We start from the raw sequence: 14357 nt of genomic DNA, 5'->3' as shown, positions 1-14357 counted from the left end.
CGGCGCATGGAAGACTCCCTGTTGATCGTTCTTGCGGTTTGCGGCGAAGCCTATATTCACCGAAATATAGCATGGCAATGCGGGGATCGATCGTGAAGGGATTTAGGGTGGGGTGCGTGCTGCTGGCGTCGATGGCCTCGGCCGGTCCGGTTCTGGCGCAGGAACGGCCGCCGGTCTGCGCGGCGCCGATTGCGCCCAGCGGGGACCTGGCGGCATGGGCCAGCCCCGGCGAACGCACTGCCGCTACGGATGTGGCCGGGCTTGCCGCCGCCACGCTGGCCATCGGCGAGGCTGCGCGGGTGAAGCTGCTGCCGACGCCGGCGGTGCGCTATCCGTTGCGGCCGGAAAAGCCGGGCGGCTCGGTCAGCTTTGGCGGGCTTGTCCGCCTGCATGTCACCGCGCCGGGCACCTACCGCATCGCGCTGGGATCGGGGGCGTGGATCGATCTCGTGGCCGGGGGCGAAGCGGTCGTCTCCACCGCGCATGGCCACGGGCCGGATTGCTCGGGCATCCGCAAGATGGTCGATTTCCCGCTGACTCCGGGGGACTATACCCTGCAGATCGCCGCGAACGGCGCGGATGCGATCACGGTTCTTGCGGTGAAACTGCGCTGATGCCGTTGGCAAGGCTGGCGGCGGGCTTGCTAGCACTGACCGCGTTGGTCGCGGCGGGCAAGCCATCGTGGCCGACGGGACTGCCCGTGCCCACCCGGCCTGCGGGAGAGCCGGTCGCGCCACCGGCCATCGAACAGGCGCGGATCGAGCTGGGCCGCCGCCTGTTCTACGATGCCGACCTGTCGCGCGATGGCACGATGGCCTGCGCCACCTGCCACGAACAGAAGCACGCCTTCGCCGATGGCAACCGCACGCATCCGGGCGTTACCGGCGAGCCGGGGCGGCGCAACGTGCCCGGCCTTGCCAACGTGCGCTGGATCGCCCCGCTGACGTTCGCGGACCCGGCGCAGACCACGCTGGAAGCGCAGGTCGCGGTGCCGGTGTTCGGCACGCACCCGGTCGAGATGGGCATGAAGGGGCTGGAAGGGGATATCGCTGTGCGCCTTGGGCGCGACGATTGCTATGTCCGCCAGTTCCGCAGCGCCTTTCCGCACGACGGGGGCCGGATTGATCCCGTCAATGTGGCACGCGCGGTGGCCGCGTTTGAACGGACGCTGGTTTCGTTCGGCAGCGCGTTCGATCGCGGCGCACTGTCACCGGATGCGCGGAAGGGCAGGGCGGTGTTCGCGCGCGCTTGCGCGGGATGTCATGCCGGCCCGCTGTTCACCGACCGGGCTTATCACCGCCTCGATCTGGTCGATCCCGCCGCGCCCGATCAGGGGCTGTTCGAGGCGACCGGCCGGGCCGAGGACCGCGCGCGGTTCCGCACGCCGTCGCTGCGCAACGTCCTGCTGACCGGGCCGTGGTGGCACGATGGCAGCGCGGGCACGATCGACGAGGTCATCCGCCGCCACCGCCGGCCGGTCACGTCGGCGGACATGGCCGTGCTGGTCGCCTTCCTGGGGGCACTGTCCGACCCCTCCTTCACCACCCGCGCCGACCTTGCCATGCCGGACAAGGCTTGCGGCCGCGCGCTTTAGTCCTTCTGAGTGGCTTTGGGCTCGCTGCGCAGTGCGGCGGAAAGCGCGGCGAAATCGGGGCCGCGCGCGCCGGTGTCCACCCTGGCCTGCAACTCGCGGTAATGCGCCAGCACGTCGGTTCCGAACGGGGTGACGCGCGCGCCGCCGCCGTGCGCGCTGCCGGGGGAGGTGATCACCAGCGGTTCGTTCCAGCAGCGGTTCATCACGTCCACCAGTTGCCAGGCGCGGCGATAGCTCATGCCCAGCAGCCGCCCCGCGCCGGAAATCGACCCTTCCCGCGCGATCGCGTCCAGCAGATCGGCCTTGCCTGGCCCCATGGCGATTTCCGCGCCGCAGGTGATCTGGATCTTGAGCTTGAGCGCGGTCATGCGGCGAACGTACTCCGCTTGCCGCAGCCTCTCAAGCCGGCGTCACTTGCCCGCCAGCGTATCCGCCAGCAGTGCGTCGGTGCGCGGGCCGGACCAGTCGTGCGCGCCGATCATCCGCCACACTTCCTTGCCATCCTTGTCGTAGAGCACGGTCGTGGGCAGCAGGCCGGTGTTGTAGTGGAAGCCCAGATCGTTCTTGGGATCGAGCCAGGGTTCCAGCCGCGCGAACTTCTTCTCCGCGAACAGCGCCTTGACCTTTTCGGGCTGGCCCATGTCCTGCGAGATGGTCAGCACGCGCAGCTTGCCCTCTTCCTTGGTGGCCAGCTGGTCCAGCATCGGCATTTCCAGCACGCAGGGGCCGCACCATGTCGCCCACAGGTTGACCAGCACCGGCTTGCCCTTGAGGTCGGCGGTGCGCAGCGTCTTGCCGCCGGTGTCGGAGAAGGTCAGGTCCGGGATCGCCTCGCCGCGCTTGCTGATGTCGAGCGTGCCGTTGAACTCGCCCTTGATTTCGCCGCCCGATCCGTCCTTCGCGGCATTTTCGCCGCCGCTCTGCGGTTGCGCTGTCTCCGGGCTTTTCCTATCGCACCCGGCAAGCGTCAGGCCCGCCGCGAGCGTGGCCGACAGGATCAACACCTTTGACGAACGGAAGATGACTGGGATGACGGGCAATTCAGGCTCCAACCAGATGTGGGGCGGGCGTTTCGCCGCCGGCCCGTCGGCGATCATGCGCGAGATAAACGCCTCGATCCCGTTCGACAAGGCGCTGTGGCGGCAGGACATCGCCGCGTCGAAGGCCCATGTCGCCATGCTGGGCGCGCAGGGCATTGTTTCGGCAGACGACGCCGCGTTGATCGCCGAGGGGCTGGACAAGGTCGCCGCCGAATACGAGGCGAACGGCGTGCCCGAGGACTGGGACCTCGAAGACATCCACATGACCACCGAAAGTCGCCTTGCCGAACTGATCGGTCCGGCGGCGGGTCGGCTGCACACCGCGCGCAGCCGCAACGACCAGGTGGCGACCGACTTCCGCCTGTGGGTGCGCGATGCGTGTGAACAGGCCGATGTCGGGCTGCAGGCGCTTCAGGTGGCGCTGGTAATGCGCGCCGGGGAACATGCCGACAGCATCATGCCCGGCTTCACCCATCTGCAAACCGCGCAGCCGGTCACGCTGGGCCATCACCTGATGGCCTATTACGAGATGATCGGACGCGACCGGTCGCGCTTTGCCGATGCGCGCGCGCGGATGAACCGCTGCCCGCTGGGCGCGGCGGCGCTGGCCGGTACCGGCTTTCCCATCGACCGCTTCCGCACGGCCGAGGCGCTTGGCTTCGACGGGCCGACCGACAACAGCCTCGATTCGGTGTCCGACCGCGATTTCGCGCTCGATTACCTGATGGCGGCGGCGCAGTGTTCGCTGCACCTGTCGCGGCTGGCGGAAGAGTTCATCATCTGGGCCAGCCAGCCGTTCGGCTTCGTCACGCTGCCCGACAGCCTTTCCACGGGCAGCTCGATCATGCCGCAGAAGAAGAACCCCGACGCGGCCGAGCTGGTGCGCGGCCATTCCGGGCGGATCGCCGGCTGCCTCACCGCGCTGATGATCACGATGAAGGGCCTGCCGCTCGCCTATTCGAAGGACATGCAGGACGACAAGCCGCCAGTGTTCGAGGCGGCCGGGCTGCTCGCGCTGTCGATCGCGGCGATGACGGGCATGGTGGCCGAAGCCGCGTTCCGCACCCCGCGGATGCGCGCGGCCGCCGAACTCGGCTATGCCACGGCGACCGACCTGGCCGACTGGCTGGTGCGGCAGGCAAACATCCCGTTCCGTGAGGCGCACCATATTACCGGCAGCGCGGTGAAGCTCGCCGAAAGCCGGGGCGTGGCGCTCGACCAGCTGCCGCTGGCGGACCTCAAGGCGATCGACACGCGGATCGACGAGCGCGTCTATGCCGCGCTGTCGGTGGAGGCATCGGTCGCCGTGCGCGCCAGCCATGGCGGAACCGCGCCGGTGGAGGTAAGGAAGCGCGTGGCCGAGGCGCGCGTGGCGCTGGGGCTGGAGGACTGACGGTATGGAAATGGGCGAGATCAGGCGCCTGCGTCGGGCTGCACCAGTGATCCGCGCCGCGCTGGCGCTGGGCGTGGCCGGGCTTGCACTGTCCGGCTGCGGCAACCAGCGTCCGCTGAAACCGCTGGCCGACCAGCAATTGCCCAAACCACCTTTCGGGCGCGAGGACCGTCCGGTGGCCGACGAATTGCTGCGCGCGCCGGTGCAGGCCCGGCCCGAACGCGGCATCGAACCCCGGCAGCGCTCGCAGGAGCGCGAGGACGATCCCTTCGATCTCCCGCCCGAGCAGTAATCTCTCTTTCAAGGCCGAATCATGGACCATTTCGACTATCGCGACGGCGTTCTCCACGCCGAGGACGTGCCTCTGCCCGCGATCGCGCAGGCGGTGGGCACGCCCGTCTATGTCTATGCGCGCGCCACGCTGACGCGCCATGCGCGTGTGTTCCGCGATGCGCTGGCGGTGCTGCCACGCGTGAAGATCGCGTTTGCGGTCAAATCCAACCCCAACCTGGCCGTGCTGCGCGTCCTCGCCGCCGAAGGCTATGGCGCGGATGTCGTGTCCGGCGGGGAACTCGAACGCGCGCTGGCGGCGGGCATGGCGGCGGACGGCATCGTCTTTTCGGGCGTCGGCAAGACCGAGGCGGAAATGCGCCGCGCGCTGGAAGCGGGGATCGGCCAGTTCAACCTCGAAAGCGAGGAGGAGGGGCTGGAACTCGCCGCGCTCGCCGCGTCGATGGGCACGGTCGCGCCGGCAGCGCTGCGCGTCAATCCGGACGTGGACGCGGGCACGCACGGCAAGATTTCCACCGGCAAGGCCGAAAACAAGTTCGGCGTGCCCTTTGACCGCGCCGGCGTGATCTATGCCCGGCTGGCGGAGACGCCCGGCATCGCCATGCGCGGGCTGGCGCTGCACATCGGCAGCCAGCTGGCGAAGCTGGAGCCGCTGGAGCAGGCCTTCACCAAAGTCGGCGGCCTGATGCGCGCCATCCGCGCGGCCGGCCACGCGGTGACGCACATGGACCTGGGCGGCGGCGTGGGCGTGCCTTACCGCGAAGGCGAGGTATTCCCGCAGCCGGCCGACTACGCGGCGATGGTCGAACGCGTCACGCGCGATTGGGACGTGACGCTGATGTTCGAGCCGGGCCGCGTCATCACCGGCAACACCGGCGTGCTGGTTACGCGCGTGGTCCGCGTCAAGGAAGGCGCCAGCCATCCCTGGGTGGTGGTCGATGCGGCGATGAACGATCTTGCCCGTCCCGCGCTCTACGATGCCTGGCACGATTTCGCGGCAGTCACGCCCGATGGCGAACGCTTCACCGCCAACATCGTCGGGCCGATCTGCGAATCGAGCGATACCTTTGCCATGGCGCGCGACATCGATCGCGTGACGCGGGGCGATCTGGCGGTGTTCCGCACCGCCGGCGCCTATGGCGCGACGATGGCCAACACCTACAATTCGCGCCCGCTGGTGCCCGAAGTGATGGTGGATGAAGGCCGCTGGGCGGTGGTGGCCGACCGCATCGATCCGGCCACGATCCTCGCGGCCGAGCGCGTGCCCGATTTCCTGAAAGGCTGAAGCGCCATGCAATCGCTGCCCCTGTTCCACCGCATCGCCGGCCAGCCGGTTGTCGTGCTGGGGCAGGGCGAGGCGGCGGCGGCCAAGCGACGGCTAGTGCAGCGGGCCGGCGGCGTGGTGGTCGACGATCTGGCGGAGGGCATCGATACCGGCGCGCGGCTCGCGTTCATCGCCCACGACGATGACATGGCAGCGCGCGCCGACGCCATCCGCGCGCGGGGCGCGGGCCTGCTGGTCAACGTCACCGACCGCCCGGAGCTGTGCGATTTCACCGTGCCCTCGCTGGTCGATCGCGATCCGGTGCTGATCGCGGTGGGCACGGGCGGGGCTTCCGCCGGGCTCGCCAAGGCGCTGCGCCTGCGGCTGGAACGCTTGCTGCCGCAAGGGCTGGGCGGGCTCGCGCTGGCGCTCCATGCCGCACGCGAAGCGGTGCGCGCGCGCTGGCCCTCGCCGGGCGACCGCCGTCGGGCGCTCGATGCCGCGCTGGAGCAGGGCGGGCCGCTCGATCCACTGGCGGAAGCGCCGGCCTATGCCGTGGAGCGCTGGCTTGGCGGTGCCGCCGCCGGCCTGTCCGGGCGCTTTGTCATCGCCTTGCGGTCCGACGATCCGGACGATCTCACCCTGCGCGAGGCGCGCCTGCTGGGGCAGGCCGACGCGGTGATCGCCGGCCCGGATGTGCCGCCCGCCGTCCTTGCCCGCGCGCGCGCCGATGCCGTTCGCCTGCCGCCTGGCGCGGAAGCGCCGGACCAGGGAATCGTGATCGACCTGACCCGGGAGTAGGCCCTATCCGGCCTTCGGCGCGAGCAGGAAGTTCATCCAGCAGCTGGCCACCGGCTTGTCGCGATCGGCCTGCCACGCTTCCACGCGCACGTTGGCCACGCGCCGGCCCGCGCGGGTTACGCGGCCCATGGCGTAAGTGCGATGGTCAACCCCGCCGCGCAGGTATTCGATGCTGATGTTGACCGGCTTGATCCGCATCGCCGCGCCGGTGCGGTCGAGCTCGGCCCGCAGCGCGGTGAACGCCGCCATTTCCAGCATTCCGCCGATCGCGCCGCCATGGAGATAGCCCGGACGGCCCACCGCCCGTTCGGTATAGTCCATCCCGATCACGGGCACGCCGTCTTCGATCCGGTCGATTTCCATGCCCATGGCGCGGGCATAGGGGGGCAGATGCAGCGGATGGTCGGCGGGCAGGGGTGTGCCTTCCTCCGGGCTGGTCACGCTTTCATCCATCCGCTCGCCTCCACCAGCATGAAGATGCCCGCGGCGTGCGCCACCGGATCGGTCAGTTCGCCATCGTGCGCGATGCCCCGCACGAAGGCCATGCTGCGGCGCAGCTGGTAGCATTCGGCGCGGGCGATGATCGTCTTGCCCGGCGTGGCCGCACGCACATAGTCGATGCGCAGGTCCAGCGTCACTTGCGGCTGGAATTCGCCGCGCCGCGCCCAGACCGACATCGAGGTGCAGTTGTCGAGCAGGCTGATGATCGGGCCGGAAGCCAGCACGCCGGTTTCCTCCACGCCCACCAGATCCTCGCGCCAGGGCAGCGCCAGTTCGAACCAGTCTTCGCCGTGGCCGACATATTCCATGCCCAGAAAGCCGCTGTGGCCGTGGCGCGTGATGGCCTTGCTGCCCTGTACCGGGTCCATGCCCACCCCCGGCGGGATGTTGAAGCGCGGCGGGAATTTGTTTTTGGTATCCTCCATCCCGGATGCTGTGCCGGTCGCCGGAAACAAAGACAAGTGGCAATGCAGGACTGGTCCGGGCCGGCCGCGTCCCTGTCCTACAGCACGCCGCCCGCCAGCGCGTCGATCGCGCCTTGCAGGATCAGCGCGGCCGCGTGCGAATCGATGCGCTCGGCGCGTTTGGCGCGGCTGAAATCCTGCTCGATCATCGCGCGTTCGGCCGCCTGCGTGGTCCAGCGTTCGTCCCACAGCAGGATCGGCAGCCCCAGATCGTCAAGATTGCGCGCCATCGCGCGGGCGCCCTGGCTGCGCGGGCTTTCGCTGCCGTCCATGTTCAGCGGCAGCCCGATCACCAGCCCGCGCACCTGCCGTTCGGCCACCAGCGCGCGCAATTGTTCCTTGTCCTGCGCGAACTTGCGGCGGACGATCGTCTTGCCGGCAGTGGCGAAGCGCCAGCCGGCGTCGCACAGCGCCACGCCGATCGTCTTCGTGCCGGTATCCAGCCCCAGCAGCACGCCGCCCTCCGGCAGCGCGGCGCGGAAATCGGGCGTGAACGTGGTGATCATGGCGTCGGTACCGAGTGCGACTTTTCCCACGCCGCCGTCCGCCGCGCCACGTCCGCGCGCAGGTTCATCCAGAACAGCGGGATGTCATAGACGTGATAGTTGTTGCCCGGCAGCACATAGGGTCCGACGCTTGGCGGATCGCCGATCAGCAGCAGCCCGCGTTCGTCGCAGCGCGCGGGCGCGGCGCCGGAGATCAGCTTCCCGCCGGTCGGGTCCTCGTCCATCTGCAGCGTGCCGAGATTGGCCGCGATCGGGGCGCTTCCGCCCATGCGGCCGGTCAGCGGGTTGGTGCAGAGCGGGGCTTCGTTGCCCACGCGCTGCCCGTCCAACCCAGTGCGGCCGTGAAAGGCGTCCAGCACCAGCGCCGGTTCGGCCGGTTCGGCAAAGGTTTCCCAGCTGATCGCGCAGCCGGTGTCTTCCGGTCCGGCGCACGCCGGCAGGCCCATCGCCGGCAGATCGTGCCGGGCGGAGATCGGCCAGCCGATCGCGTAAGCGGCGATCAGGCGTTGCTGGACCGGCGTGCCCTTCACGCTGTCGCGCAGCAGGTGGATCAGGTGCAGCGATCCCTGGCTGTGGCCGGCAAGGATGATCGGGGCGTCGGCCGGCACTTGCTGCAGGAAGCTGGCGAACGCGGCCTTCACGTCCTGATAGGCCACCGCCAGCGCCTGCGCGCTTTCCGGCTTGTCGGTCAGGAACGCGCCGAACGTCGCCTGGCGATAGCGCGGCGCCCACACTTGCGCGGCGCCATTGAAGGCGCTGCCCATGGCGCGGATGAACGAAGCGGCGCGCCGGTTTGCGTCGGCGTCCTCCAGCGATCCGTTCCAGTGATCGCGTGCCAGATAGCTGGTGGGATGGACGAAGAACACCACCGCGCGCGAACGGTCGCCTTCGGCCTTCATGCCTTGCGGACGGAGCTGCGCCGGATCGTTGGCGATGCCGGGCCGTGAAAACCACATGCCCGGTGCCTTGTAGGCTCCATCGGGCAGCGGCCCTTTCTGCTCGAAGCCGCTCCTTGGCACGAAGGCGAACCGTGTCAGTTCCAGCGACCAGAGGCGCAAGGCGGCCAGCGCCACGATGACCAGCACAACCAGAACGGCGATGAGATACAGGAACTTGCGCGCCATTTCGGAGACCTTCTCAGCCTTCCCCGCCGGAGCCGCCGACAGAAGGGCGGCCGTTGCGTTCGGCTTGCCGTTCCAGCGCGATCTTCAGCATGGCCACGATCGGATCCGCGAGCAGCAGGCCCAGCAGGCCGAACATGACGCCGAAGATCAACTGCGCGCCCAGCACCAGCGCGGGGGCAAGGTCGGCCGTCTTCTTCGCCACCATCGGCACGATAATATTGCCGTCCACCGTCTGCACCACGACATAGACGATGATGCAGAAGATGCCCATGTCGGTGCCACCCGAAAAACCGACCAGCACCATGAGGATGCCCGAGATCGGCGCGCCGATGTTGGGCAGCGCGGCGAGCAGGCCGGTGAGCAGCCCCAGCAGCGCAGCCATCGGCACGCCATAAAGCGCGAGCAACGCCCAGGTCGCCACGCCTTCCACCGCCATGCCGATCAGCCGCCCGAACAGCAGCATCCGCAGCGCCTTGCCCATGCGATGGGCAGTGCCGTGGAAATGTTCGCGGCTTCCCTCGGGCAGCATCCAGGCGATGCCGCGCCGGTAGAGGTCCGGCTCCAGCACGAAATAGATGCCCAGGATCATGATCAGGAACGCGGTGCCGAAGCCGCCGAAGATGCCGCCCAGCGCGCGGGTGACGGGGCCGACGCCGCCGATCAGCTTCTCGGCAACGTTGGAGAAGTCGGCCTGGTTCACCGAGATGCCGTGGGCATGGCCCCAAGCCAGCACGCGCGCGGTCTGCGTCTCGATCACCGCGGGCATCTGCGCGGCCTGCGCGGCGATCTGGCTACCGGCGAACATCACCAGCCAGATCAGGAAGGCCAGCGCCGCCAGCAGCACGATCAGGATGCGAAAGCCCCGGCGGATCGGCAGCACGCGGCTCAGCAGCCGCTGCCCACCGTCGATCATCGCGGCGAAGACCACGCCGCCGAATATCACCAGCAGCGGTTGCGCCAGATAGACCGCCAGCGCCAGCAGCGCGGCGACACCGATCCAGACGAAGGCCTTCTTCGCTTCGCTCCGCACCAGATCGTCGCGGATGTCGGTCGGGCCGGACCGTCCTTTTTCGTCACCCTCGGCCATGGTCTATCGGTCCTTCTGCGCCGTCTTCGCGATTTCGGGGCGCAGACTGGTCCAGGCGCGCCCTTCGCGCAAGGCGCGCCACCACGACAGCGGGTTCCACCCCTCGCTGCCATCGAGCGAGAAGGTGAGGAATTCGGCGCGCCCACCCACGTCGGCCAGCGGGACGGGGCCGCCCAGACCCTTTTCCTCGATCGGCGCGCGGCTATCGGCGGAATGGTCGCGGTTGTCGCCCATCAGGAAGACATAGCCCTGCGGCACCTTGACCTCGGCGTAGTTGTCCAGCGGCTGCTGGCGGTGATCGATCACGCGATAGGTCGCGCCATTGGGCAGCGTTTCGCGCAGGATCGGCAGTTCGCAGTACCAGCGGCCGTCGTTCGCGCGATAGCGCAGGCCGGGAAAATCGTCGGGATCGCACGGCTGGTTGAGGTCGACCGGCAGCTCCAGCGGCGGTTCGACCTGCTGCGGCACGGGCTTGCCGTTCAGGATGATCTGCCCGTTCACCACCGCGATGCGATCGCCCGGCAGCGCCACCACGCGCTTGATGTAGTCCTCGTCGCGATCGGGCGGCACCACGATCACGATGTCGCCATAAGCGGGCGTGCGCGGCAGGATGCGCGTCATCCCGCGCGGCAGGATGTGGAAGCTGGCGGAGACCCAGGACCAGCCATAGGGATACTTGCTCACCACCAGCCGGTCGCCCACCAGCAGGTTGGGCATCATCGAGATCGAGGGGATGTAGAACGGCTTGGCGATCAGGCTGTGGAAGCCCACCACCGCCAGCAGCATCAGCGCCAGCCCGCGCAGTTCCAGCAGCCAGTTGACGCCCTGCGTGTCGTCCGCGGCGGCCGGCTTCGTTTCGGCTGCGGGAACAGCGGACGTTTCAGGCAGGTCCGGTCCGGATTCGGTCGTTTCGTTCAAGCGTCACCTTGCGCGCTGGGGGCGTTGGGGCGGAGGGGGCGGGCCTCGATCACCACGAAGGCCTGCGCCCAGGGATGATCGTCGGTCAGCGTCAGGTGGATCACCGCCTCGTGCCCGGCAGGCGTGATCCTGGCCAGCCGCGTCGCCGCGCCGCCGGTCAGCGCCAGCGTCGGCGCGCCGGAGGAGGCGTTGACCACGCCGATGTCCTTCATGAAGACCCCGGCCTTGAACCCGGTGCCCACCGCCTTGGAGAAGGCTTCCTTGGCGGCGAAGCGCTTGGCCAGCGTGCCGGCGCGGGTGAAGGGACGGCGGTTGGCCTTGGCCATTTCCACGTCGGTGAAGACGCGGGCCTCGAATCGTGCGCCGAAACGGTCCAGCGATGCCTGGATGCGCTCGATGTTGCAGAGGTCGGAGCCCATGCCGATGATCATATCAGAGCTTTTCGTTCCCGCTGGACACAACGCCTAGGACCAACCGGTAGATGATCCACATGAAGCCGAACAGCACGCCGTCAAACGCGATAAATCCAACTAAGGCGTAGAGGTGCGTCGGATTGAATGGCCGGCCCTCCTGATGGTCGGTCCAAATGTTAATGGCCGAAATCAGCAAGATAGCCGCTGGGAACAGATAGATGGCGAAAATTCTCGATTGGCGCCATGATCTCCGCACGCTTTTGGCTCTCTCGTTCACCGCGCTTCGTCCATCAGGTCGCGCATCCGGCGCACCGCGTTTTCCAGTCCGACGAAGATCGCCTCGCCGATCAGGTAGTGCCCGATGTTGAGTTCGGCGAGCTGGGGAATCGCCGCGACCGGCTGGACGTTTTCGTAAGTCAGCCCGTGCCCGGCGTGCGGTTCGATGCCGTTGCGCGCCGCCAGCGCGGCCATGTCGGCGATTCGCTTGAGTTCGATCGCGCGCGTTTCGCCCGTCGCATGGGCGTATTCGCCGGTGTGCAGTTCCACCACCGGGGCGCCCAGCCGGATCGCCGCCTCGATCTGCCGCGCTTCGGGCGCGATGAACAGGCTGACGCGAATCCCCGCGTCGGACAGGCGCGCGACGATCGGGGCGAGGCGGTTGTGCTGGCCGGCGGCGTCCAGCCCGCCTTCGGTCGTCCGCTCCTCGCGCCGTTCGGGCACGATGCAGGCCGCGTGCGGGCGGTGGCGCAGTGCGATTTCCAGCATTTCCTCGGTCGCCGCCATTTCCAGGTTCAGCGGCAGGTCGGTGGCGGCCTGGATGCGGGCGAGGTCCTCGTCGCGAATGTGGCGCCGGTCCTCGCGCAAGTGCGCGGTGATGCCGTCGCCGCCCACCGCCGCGACGATTTCCGCCGCGCGCACCGGATCGGGATGGTCGCCGCCGCGCGCGTTGCGGATCGTGGCGACGTGATCGATGTTGACGCCCAGCCGCAGCCGGCCCGGCGTCAGCGCCGCGTTGGCCGCTGCCCCGGCCATCAGGGCTGCGCCCGGCTGCCCGGCTTGATCGCCGGAGTCGCGGCCAGTTCGGGCGGCAGTTCGTCGGGCGCGTAAGTCGGGAAGTTCAGCGCCACCAGCGGGAAGAACGGCACGCCCAGATCGACCGCCCCGGCCGACCGGTCGACCAGCGCGGCGGCGGCGATCACTTCGCCCCCGGCCGCTTCAATCGCCTTGATCGCCTCGCGGCTGGAAAGGCCGGTGGTCACCACGTCCTCGACCATCAGCACCTTTTCGCCCGGCTGCAGCGTGAAGCCGCGCCGCAGCTCGAACGTGCCGGTGGGGCGTTCCACGAACAGCGCCTCCACGCCCAGCGCGCGGCCCATTTCATGGCCGATGATCACGCCGCCCATCGCGGGGGAGACGACCTTCTGGATCTGCTGGCGCAAGTCGCGCGGCAGCTTCTGCGCGGTGGCGGTGGCCAGGCGCGCGGCGCGCATCGGGTCCATCAGCACGCGCGCGCATTGAAGGTAGAAGGCGCTGTGCCGGCCCGAGGAGAGCAGGAAGTGGCCTTCGAGCAGGGCCTGGCTGGCCCGGAATTCGGAAAGGACGTCTTCTTCCTGCATGATGCCTCGCACGATGATGCCGGATTCGGCCTTGTTGGTCGCCTGTACCGCCGGCCCGCAAGCCGTGGAACGGCGAACCGCGCAAATGGCCCGCGCGCGCCCGCGCGGCAAGCATTTTCGCATGGCAAAGCGGCGCTGGCCGGGCCGTCGGAAAAATATGGGTCTAGGCGCTTGAGGGATGGTGAGGTGCCGCGTATAGGCGGGACAAATTGTCCTACTTGGGGCGATTAGAGGGGATACGCTTTGGTCCTTAGGTCAAGGGCGGGGCGTACACAGGGAAGCGGAACTTTCGACGATGAGTCTAGCCGATACAGCCCAGGCCATGGGCAAAGCGATCCGGACCCTTGGCGTCGCAGCGGCGCTGGCGTTCGCCCCGCAGGTCATGGCGGCGCCTGCCGCCGCGCCTGTCGCGGCCGCCACGGCGCCCGCCGCCGATGCCGTCCAGCCGGCCGCCAAGGCCGACGCCGGTGCCGAAAAGAGCAGCTACGTTCCGGCCAAGCCCACGCCGGGCAAGGGCCAGCCAGTTGCCGGCGCGCTGTCCTTCCAGGACCAGTATTCGATCACGGGCCAGCAGGCGCTGCGCATGTACGATTACGTGCTGATGCCGATCATCACCGTGATCACCCTCTTCGTGCTGGTGCTGCTGCTGTTCGTGATGGCGCGCTTCCGCCGCGGCGCCAATCCGGTCGCGTCGAAGACCAGCCACAACACGCTGATCGAAGTGATCTGGACCCTGCTGCCGGTGCTCATCCTCGTGGTCATCGCCGTGCCGTCGATCCGCCTTCTCGCCGCGCAGTACACGCCGGCGCCGAAGAACGCGCTCACGGTCAAGGCCACGGGCTACCAGTGGTACTGGGGCTATACCTATCCCGATAACGGCGGCTTCGAAGTGATCTCGAACATGCTGCCGGACGAGGAAGCGCTGAAGCGTGGCGAGCCGCCGCAGCTTGGTGCCGATGCGCGCATGGTCGTGCCCTATGGCGAACCGATCCGCATGCAGACGGTGGGCGCCGACGTGATCCACTCGTTCGCCGTGCCCTCGCTGTGGTTCAAGCTGGACGCGGTGCCGGGCCGGATCAACGAGAAGGAACTCTTCATCAAGGAACCGGGCGTGTACTACGGCCAGTGTTCCGAACTCTGCGGCGTTCGCCACGGCTACATGCCGATCGTGGTCGAAGCCGTCAGCCGGCCGCAGTTCGAAGCCTGGGTGAAGGCTCAGGGCGGCACCGTCGGTCCGAAGGAAGCGGCGCCTGCCGCCGCTCCGGCCGCCGCCGCTCCCGCCGCGGATGCGTCCGCTCCCGCTGCCGACGCTTCCGCGTCGCCGGCCGCGTAATTCAGGAAAGGG

General features: G+C 68.6%; 19 protein-coding genes. 7 read left to right on the top strand and 12 right to left on the bottom strand.

The genetic code is table 11. The annotated features are described in order from the left end of the window. Positions 1-92: 92 nt before the first annotated feature. The gene (locus F1640_RS06870) at positions 93-614 is read left to right on the top strand and encodes a hypothetical protein (RefSeq protein ID WP_309229213.1); all 522 of its coding nucleotides are present in this window, start codon (positions 93-95) and stop codon (positions 612-614) included. Next, complete coding sequence (locus F1640_RS06865; RefSeq protein WP_194918403.1) at positions 614-1594, top strand: cytochrome-c peroxidase; 981 nt, start codon at positions 614-616, stop codon at positions 1592-1594. Before F1640_RS06870 ends, F1640_RS06865 begins: the two co-directional genes overlap by 1 nt. Here the strand turns inward: F1640_RS06865 and F1640_RS06860 are convergent. Then, a complete protein-coding gene (locus F1640_RS06860; protein WP_124810978.1) occupies positions 1591-1962 on the bottom strand; it encodes a winged helix-turn-helix domain-containing protein in 372 nt (123 codons plus the stop codon). The two genes, F1640_RS06865 and F1640_RS06860, sit on opposite strands and share 4 nt — an antisense overlap. 42 nt (positions 1963-2004) lie before the next feature. Beyond that, a complete protein-coding gene (locus F1640_RS06855) occupies positions 2005-2634 on the bottom strand; it encodes a TlpA disulfide reductase family protein (RefSeq protein ID WP_233497352.1) in 630 nt (209 codons plus the stop codon). 16 nt (positions 2635-2650) lie between these two features. On the opposite strand from F1640_RS06855, the gene argH reads away from it, so the two are divergent. The 4 genes from argH to F1640_RS06835 are packed head-to-tail and all read left to right on the top strand — an operon-like array spanning position 2651 to position 6383. Then, positions 2651-4027 carry an argininosuccinate lyase gene (gene argH / locus F1640_RS06850; protein ID WP_194921231.1) on the top strand — a complete coding sequence of 459 codons (1377 nt, stop codon included), beginning with the start codon at positions 2651-2653 and terminating at the stop codon, positions 4025-4027. A 10-nt stretch (positions 4028-4037) separates the two neighbouring features. Beyond that, on the top strand, positions 4038-4319 hold the full coding sequence (locus F1640_RS06845) for a hypothetical protein (RefSeq protein WP_223806816.1): 282 nt from the start codon (positions 4038-4040) through the stop codon (positions 4317-4319). 21 nt (positions 4320-4340) lie between these two features. Continuing rightward, positions 4341-5603, top strand: coding sequence for a diaminopimelate decarboxylase (gene lysA, locus F1640_RS06840; RefSeq protein ID WP_194918401.1), 1263 nt, complete (start codon positions 4341-4343; stop codon positions 5601-5603). 6 nt (positions 5604-5609) lie between these two features. Next, positions 5610-6383 carry a bifunctional precorrin-2 dehydrogenase/sirohydrochlorin ferrochelatase gene (locus tag F1640_RS06835; RefSeq protein ID WP_194918400.1) on the top strand — a complete coding sequence of 258 codons (774 nt, stop codon included), beginning with the start codon at positions 5610-5612 and terminating at the stop codon, positions 6381-6383. A 3-nt stretch (positions 6384-6386) separates the two neighbouring features. On the opposite strand, the gene F1640_RS06830 is transcribed toward F1640_RS06835, so the two are convergent. The 10 genes from F1640_RS06830 to pyrE form a co-directional block, all read right to left on the bottom strand. Next, a complete protein-coding gene (locus F1640_RS06830; RefSeq protein ID WP_124810926.1) occupies positions 6387-6836 on the bottom strand; it encodes a PaaI family thioesterase in 450 nt (149 codons plus the stop codon). Next, positions 6821-7309 carry a PaaI family thioesterase gene (locus tag F1640_RS06825; RefSeq protein WP_375336184.1) on the bottom strand — a complete coding sequence of 163 codons (489 nt, stop codon included), beginning with the start codon at positions 7307-7309 and terminating at the stop codon, positions 6821-6823. The genes F1640_RS06830 and F1640_RS06825 overlap by 16 nt, the downstream gene beginning before the upstream one ends. A 77-nt stretch (positions 7310-7386) precedes the next feature. Beyond that, a complete protein-coding gene (gene ruvX, locus F1640_RS06820; protein ID WP_124810931.1) occupies positions 7387-7854 on the bottom strand; it encodes a Holliday junction resolvase RuvX in 468 nt (155 codons plus the stop codon). Beyond that, positions 7851-8978, bottom strand: a complete 1128-nt coding sequence (locus tag F1640_RS06815) for a DUF3089 domain-containing protein (protein ID WP_194918399.1) — start codon at positions 8976-8978, stop codon at positions 7851-7853. Before F1640_RS06815 ends, ruvX begins: the two co-directional genes overlap by 4 nt. A gap of 13 nt (positions 8979-8991) precedes the next feature. Further along, positions 8992-10065 (bottom strand): AI-2E family transporter, encoded by a 1074-nt coding sequence (locus tag F1640_RS06810; RefSeq protein WP_124810923.1) that lies wholly within the window; start codon positions 10063-10065, stop codon positions 8992-8994. 3 nt (positions 10066-10068) lie between these two features. Then, positions 10069-10983 carry a signal peptidase I gene (gene lepB, locus F1640_RS06805; protein WP_255530298.1) on the bottom strand — a complete coding sequence of 305 codons (915 nt, stop codon included), beginning with the start codon at positions 10981-10983 and terminating at the stop codon, positions 10069-10071. Then, positions 10980-11414 (bottom strand): holo-ACP synthase, encoded by a 435-nt coding sequence (gene acpS, locus F1640_RS06800; protein WP_194918398.1) that lies wholly within the window; start codon positions 11412-11414, stop codon positions 10980-10982. Before acpS ends, lepB begins: the two co-directional genes overlap by 4 nt. A 1-nt stretch (position 11415) precedes the next feature. Then, positions 11416-11673: a hypothetical protein gene (locus F1640_RS06795; protein WP_194918397.1), complete on the bottom strand. Its 258-nt coding sequence runs from the start codon at positions 11671-11673 to the stop codon at positions 11416-11418. Next, positions 11670-12428 (bottom strand): pyridoxine 5'-phosphate synthase, encoded by a 759-nt coding sequence (locus F1640_RS06790; protein WP_125953844.1) that lies wholly within the window; start codon positions 12426-12428, stop codon positions 11670-11672. The genes F1640_RS06795 and F1640_RS06790 overlap by 4 nt, the downstream gene beginning before the upstream one ends. Continuing rightward, positions 12428-13012, bottom strand: coding sequence for an orotate phosphoribosyltransferase (gene pyrE / locus F1640_RS06785; protein WP_194918395.1), 585 nt, complete (start codon positions 13010-13012; stop codon positions 12428-12430). The genes F1640_RS06790 and pyrE overlap by 1 nt, the downstream gene beginning before the upstream one ends. 295 nt (positions 13013-13307) lie before the next feature. Here pyrE and coxB point away from each other — a divergent pair, with 295 nt between their 5' ends. Then, on the top strand, positions 13308-14345 hold the full coding sequence (gene coxB / locus F1640_RS06780) for a cytochrome c oxidase subunit II (RefSeq protein ID WP_255530297.1): 1038 nt from the start codon (positions 13308-13310) through the stop codon (positions 14343-14345). The last annotated feature ends 12 nt before the right edge of the window (positions 14346-14357 follow it).

Source organism: Novosphingobium sp. NBM11 (genome assembly GCF_015390225.1).
In the GTDB taxonomy this organism is placed as follows: Bacteria; Pseudomonadota; Alphaproteobacteria; order Sphingomonadales; family Sphingomonadaceae; genus Novosphingobium.
This window is presented reverse-complemented; position numbering and strand designations above follow the sequence as displayed.

Coding starts and splice junctions, on each gene's coding strand:
- F1640_RS06835 (WP_194918400.1), top strand. CDS start 5,610: ATGCAATCGCTGCCCCTGTTCCACCGCATCGCCGGCCAGCCGGTTGTC.
- F1640_RS06860 (WP_124810978.1), bottom strand. CDS start 1,962: ATGACCGCGCTCAAGCTCAAGATCCAGATCACCTGCGGCGCGGAAATC.
- F1640_RS06815 (WP_194918399.1), bottom strand. CDS start 8,978: ATGGCGCGCAAGTTCCTGTATCTCATCGCCGTTCTGGTTGTGCTGGTC.
- coxB (WP_255530297.1), top strand. CDS start 13,308: ATGAGTCTAGCCGATACAGCCCAGGCCATGGGCAAAGCGATCCGGACC.
- F1640_RS06790 (WP_125953844.1), bottom strand. CDS start 12,428: ATGGCCGGGGCAGCGGCCAACGCGGCGCTGACGCCGGGCCGGCTGCGG.
- F1640_RS06830 (WP_124810926.1), bottom strand. CDS start 6,836: ATGGATGAAAGCGTGACCAGCCCGGAGGAAGGCACACCCCTGCCCGCC.
- lysA (WP_194918401.1), top strand. CDS start 4,341: ATGGACCATTTCGACTATCGCGACGGCGTTCTCCACGCCGAGGACGTG.
- pyrE (WP_194918395.1), bottom strand. CDS start 13,012: ATGCAGGAAGAAGACGTCCTTTCCGAATTCCGGGCCAGCCAGGCCCTG.
- F1640_RS06825 (WP_375336184.1), bottom strand. CDS start 7,309: ATGGAGGATACCAAAAACAAATTCCCGCCGCGCTTCAACATCCCGCCG.
- argH (WP_194921231.1), top strand. CDS start 2,651: ATGTGGGGCGGGCGTTTCGCCGCCGGCCCGTCGGCGATCATGCGCGAG.
- acpS (WP_194918398.1), bottom strand. CDS start 11,414: ATGATCATCGGCATGGGCTCCGACCTCTGCAACATCGAGCGCATCCAG.
- F1640_RS06865 (WP_194918403.1), top strand. CDS start 614: ATGCCGTTGGCAAGGCTGGCGGCGGGCTTGCTAGCACTGACCGCGTTG.
- ruvX (WP_124810931.1), bottom strand. CDS start 7,854: ATGATCACCACGTTCACGCCCGATTTCCGCGCCGCGCTGCCGGAGGGC.
- F1640_RS06845 (WP_223806816.1), top strand. CDS start 4,038: ATGGGCGAGATCAGGCGCCTGCGTCGGGCTGCACCAGTGATCCGCGCC.
- F1640_RS06810 (WP_124810923.1), bottom strand. CDS start 10,065: ATGGCCGAGGGTGACGAAAAAGGACGGTCCGGCCCGACCGACATCCGC.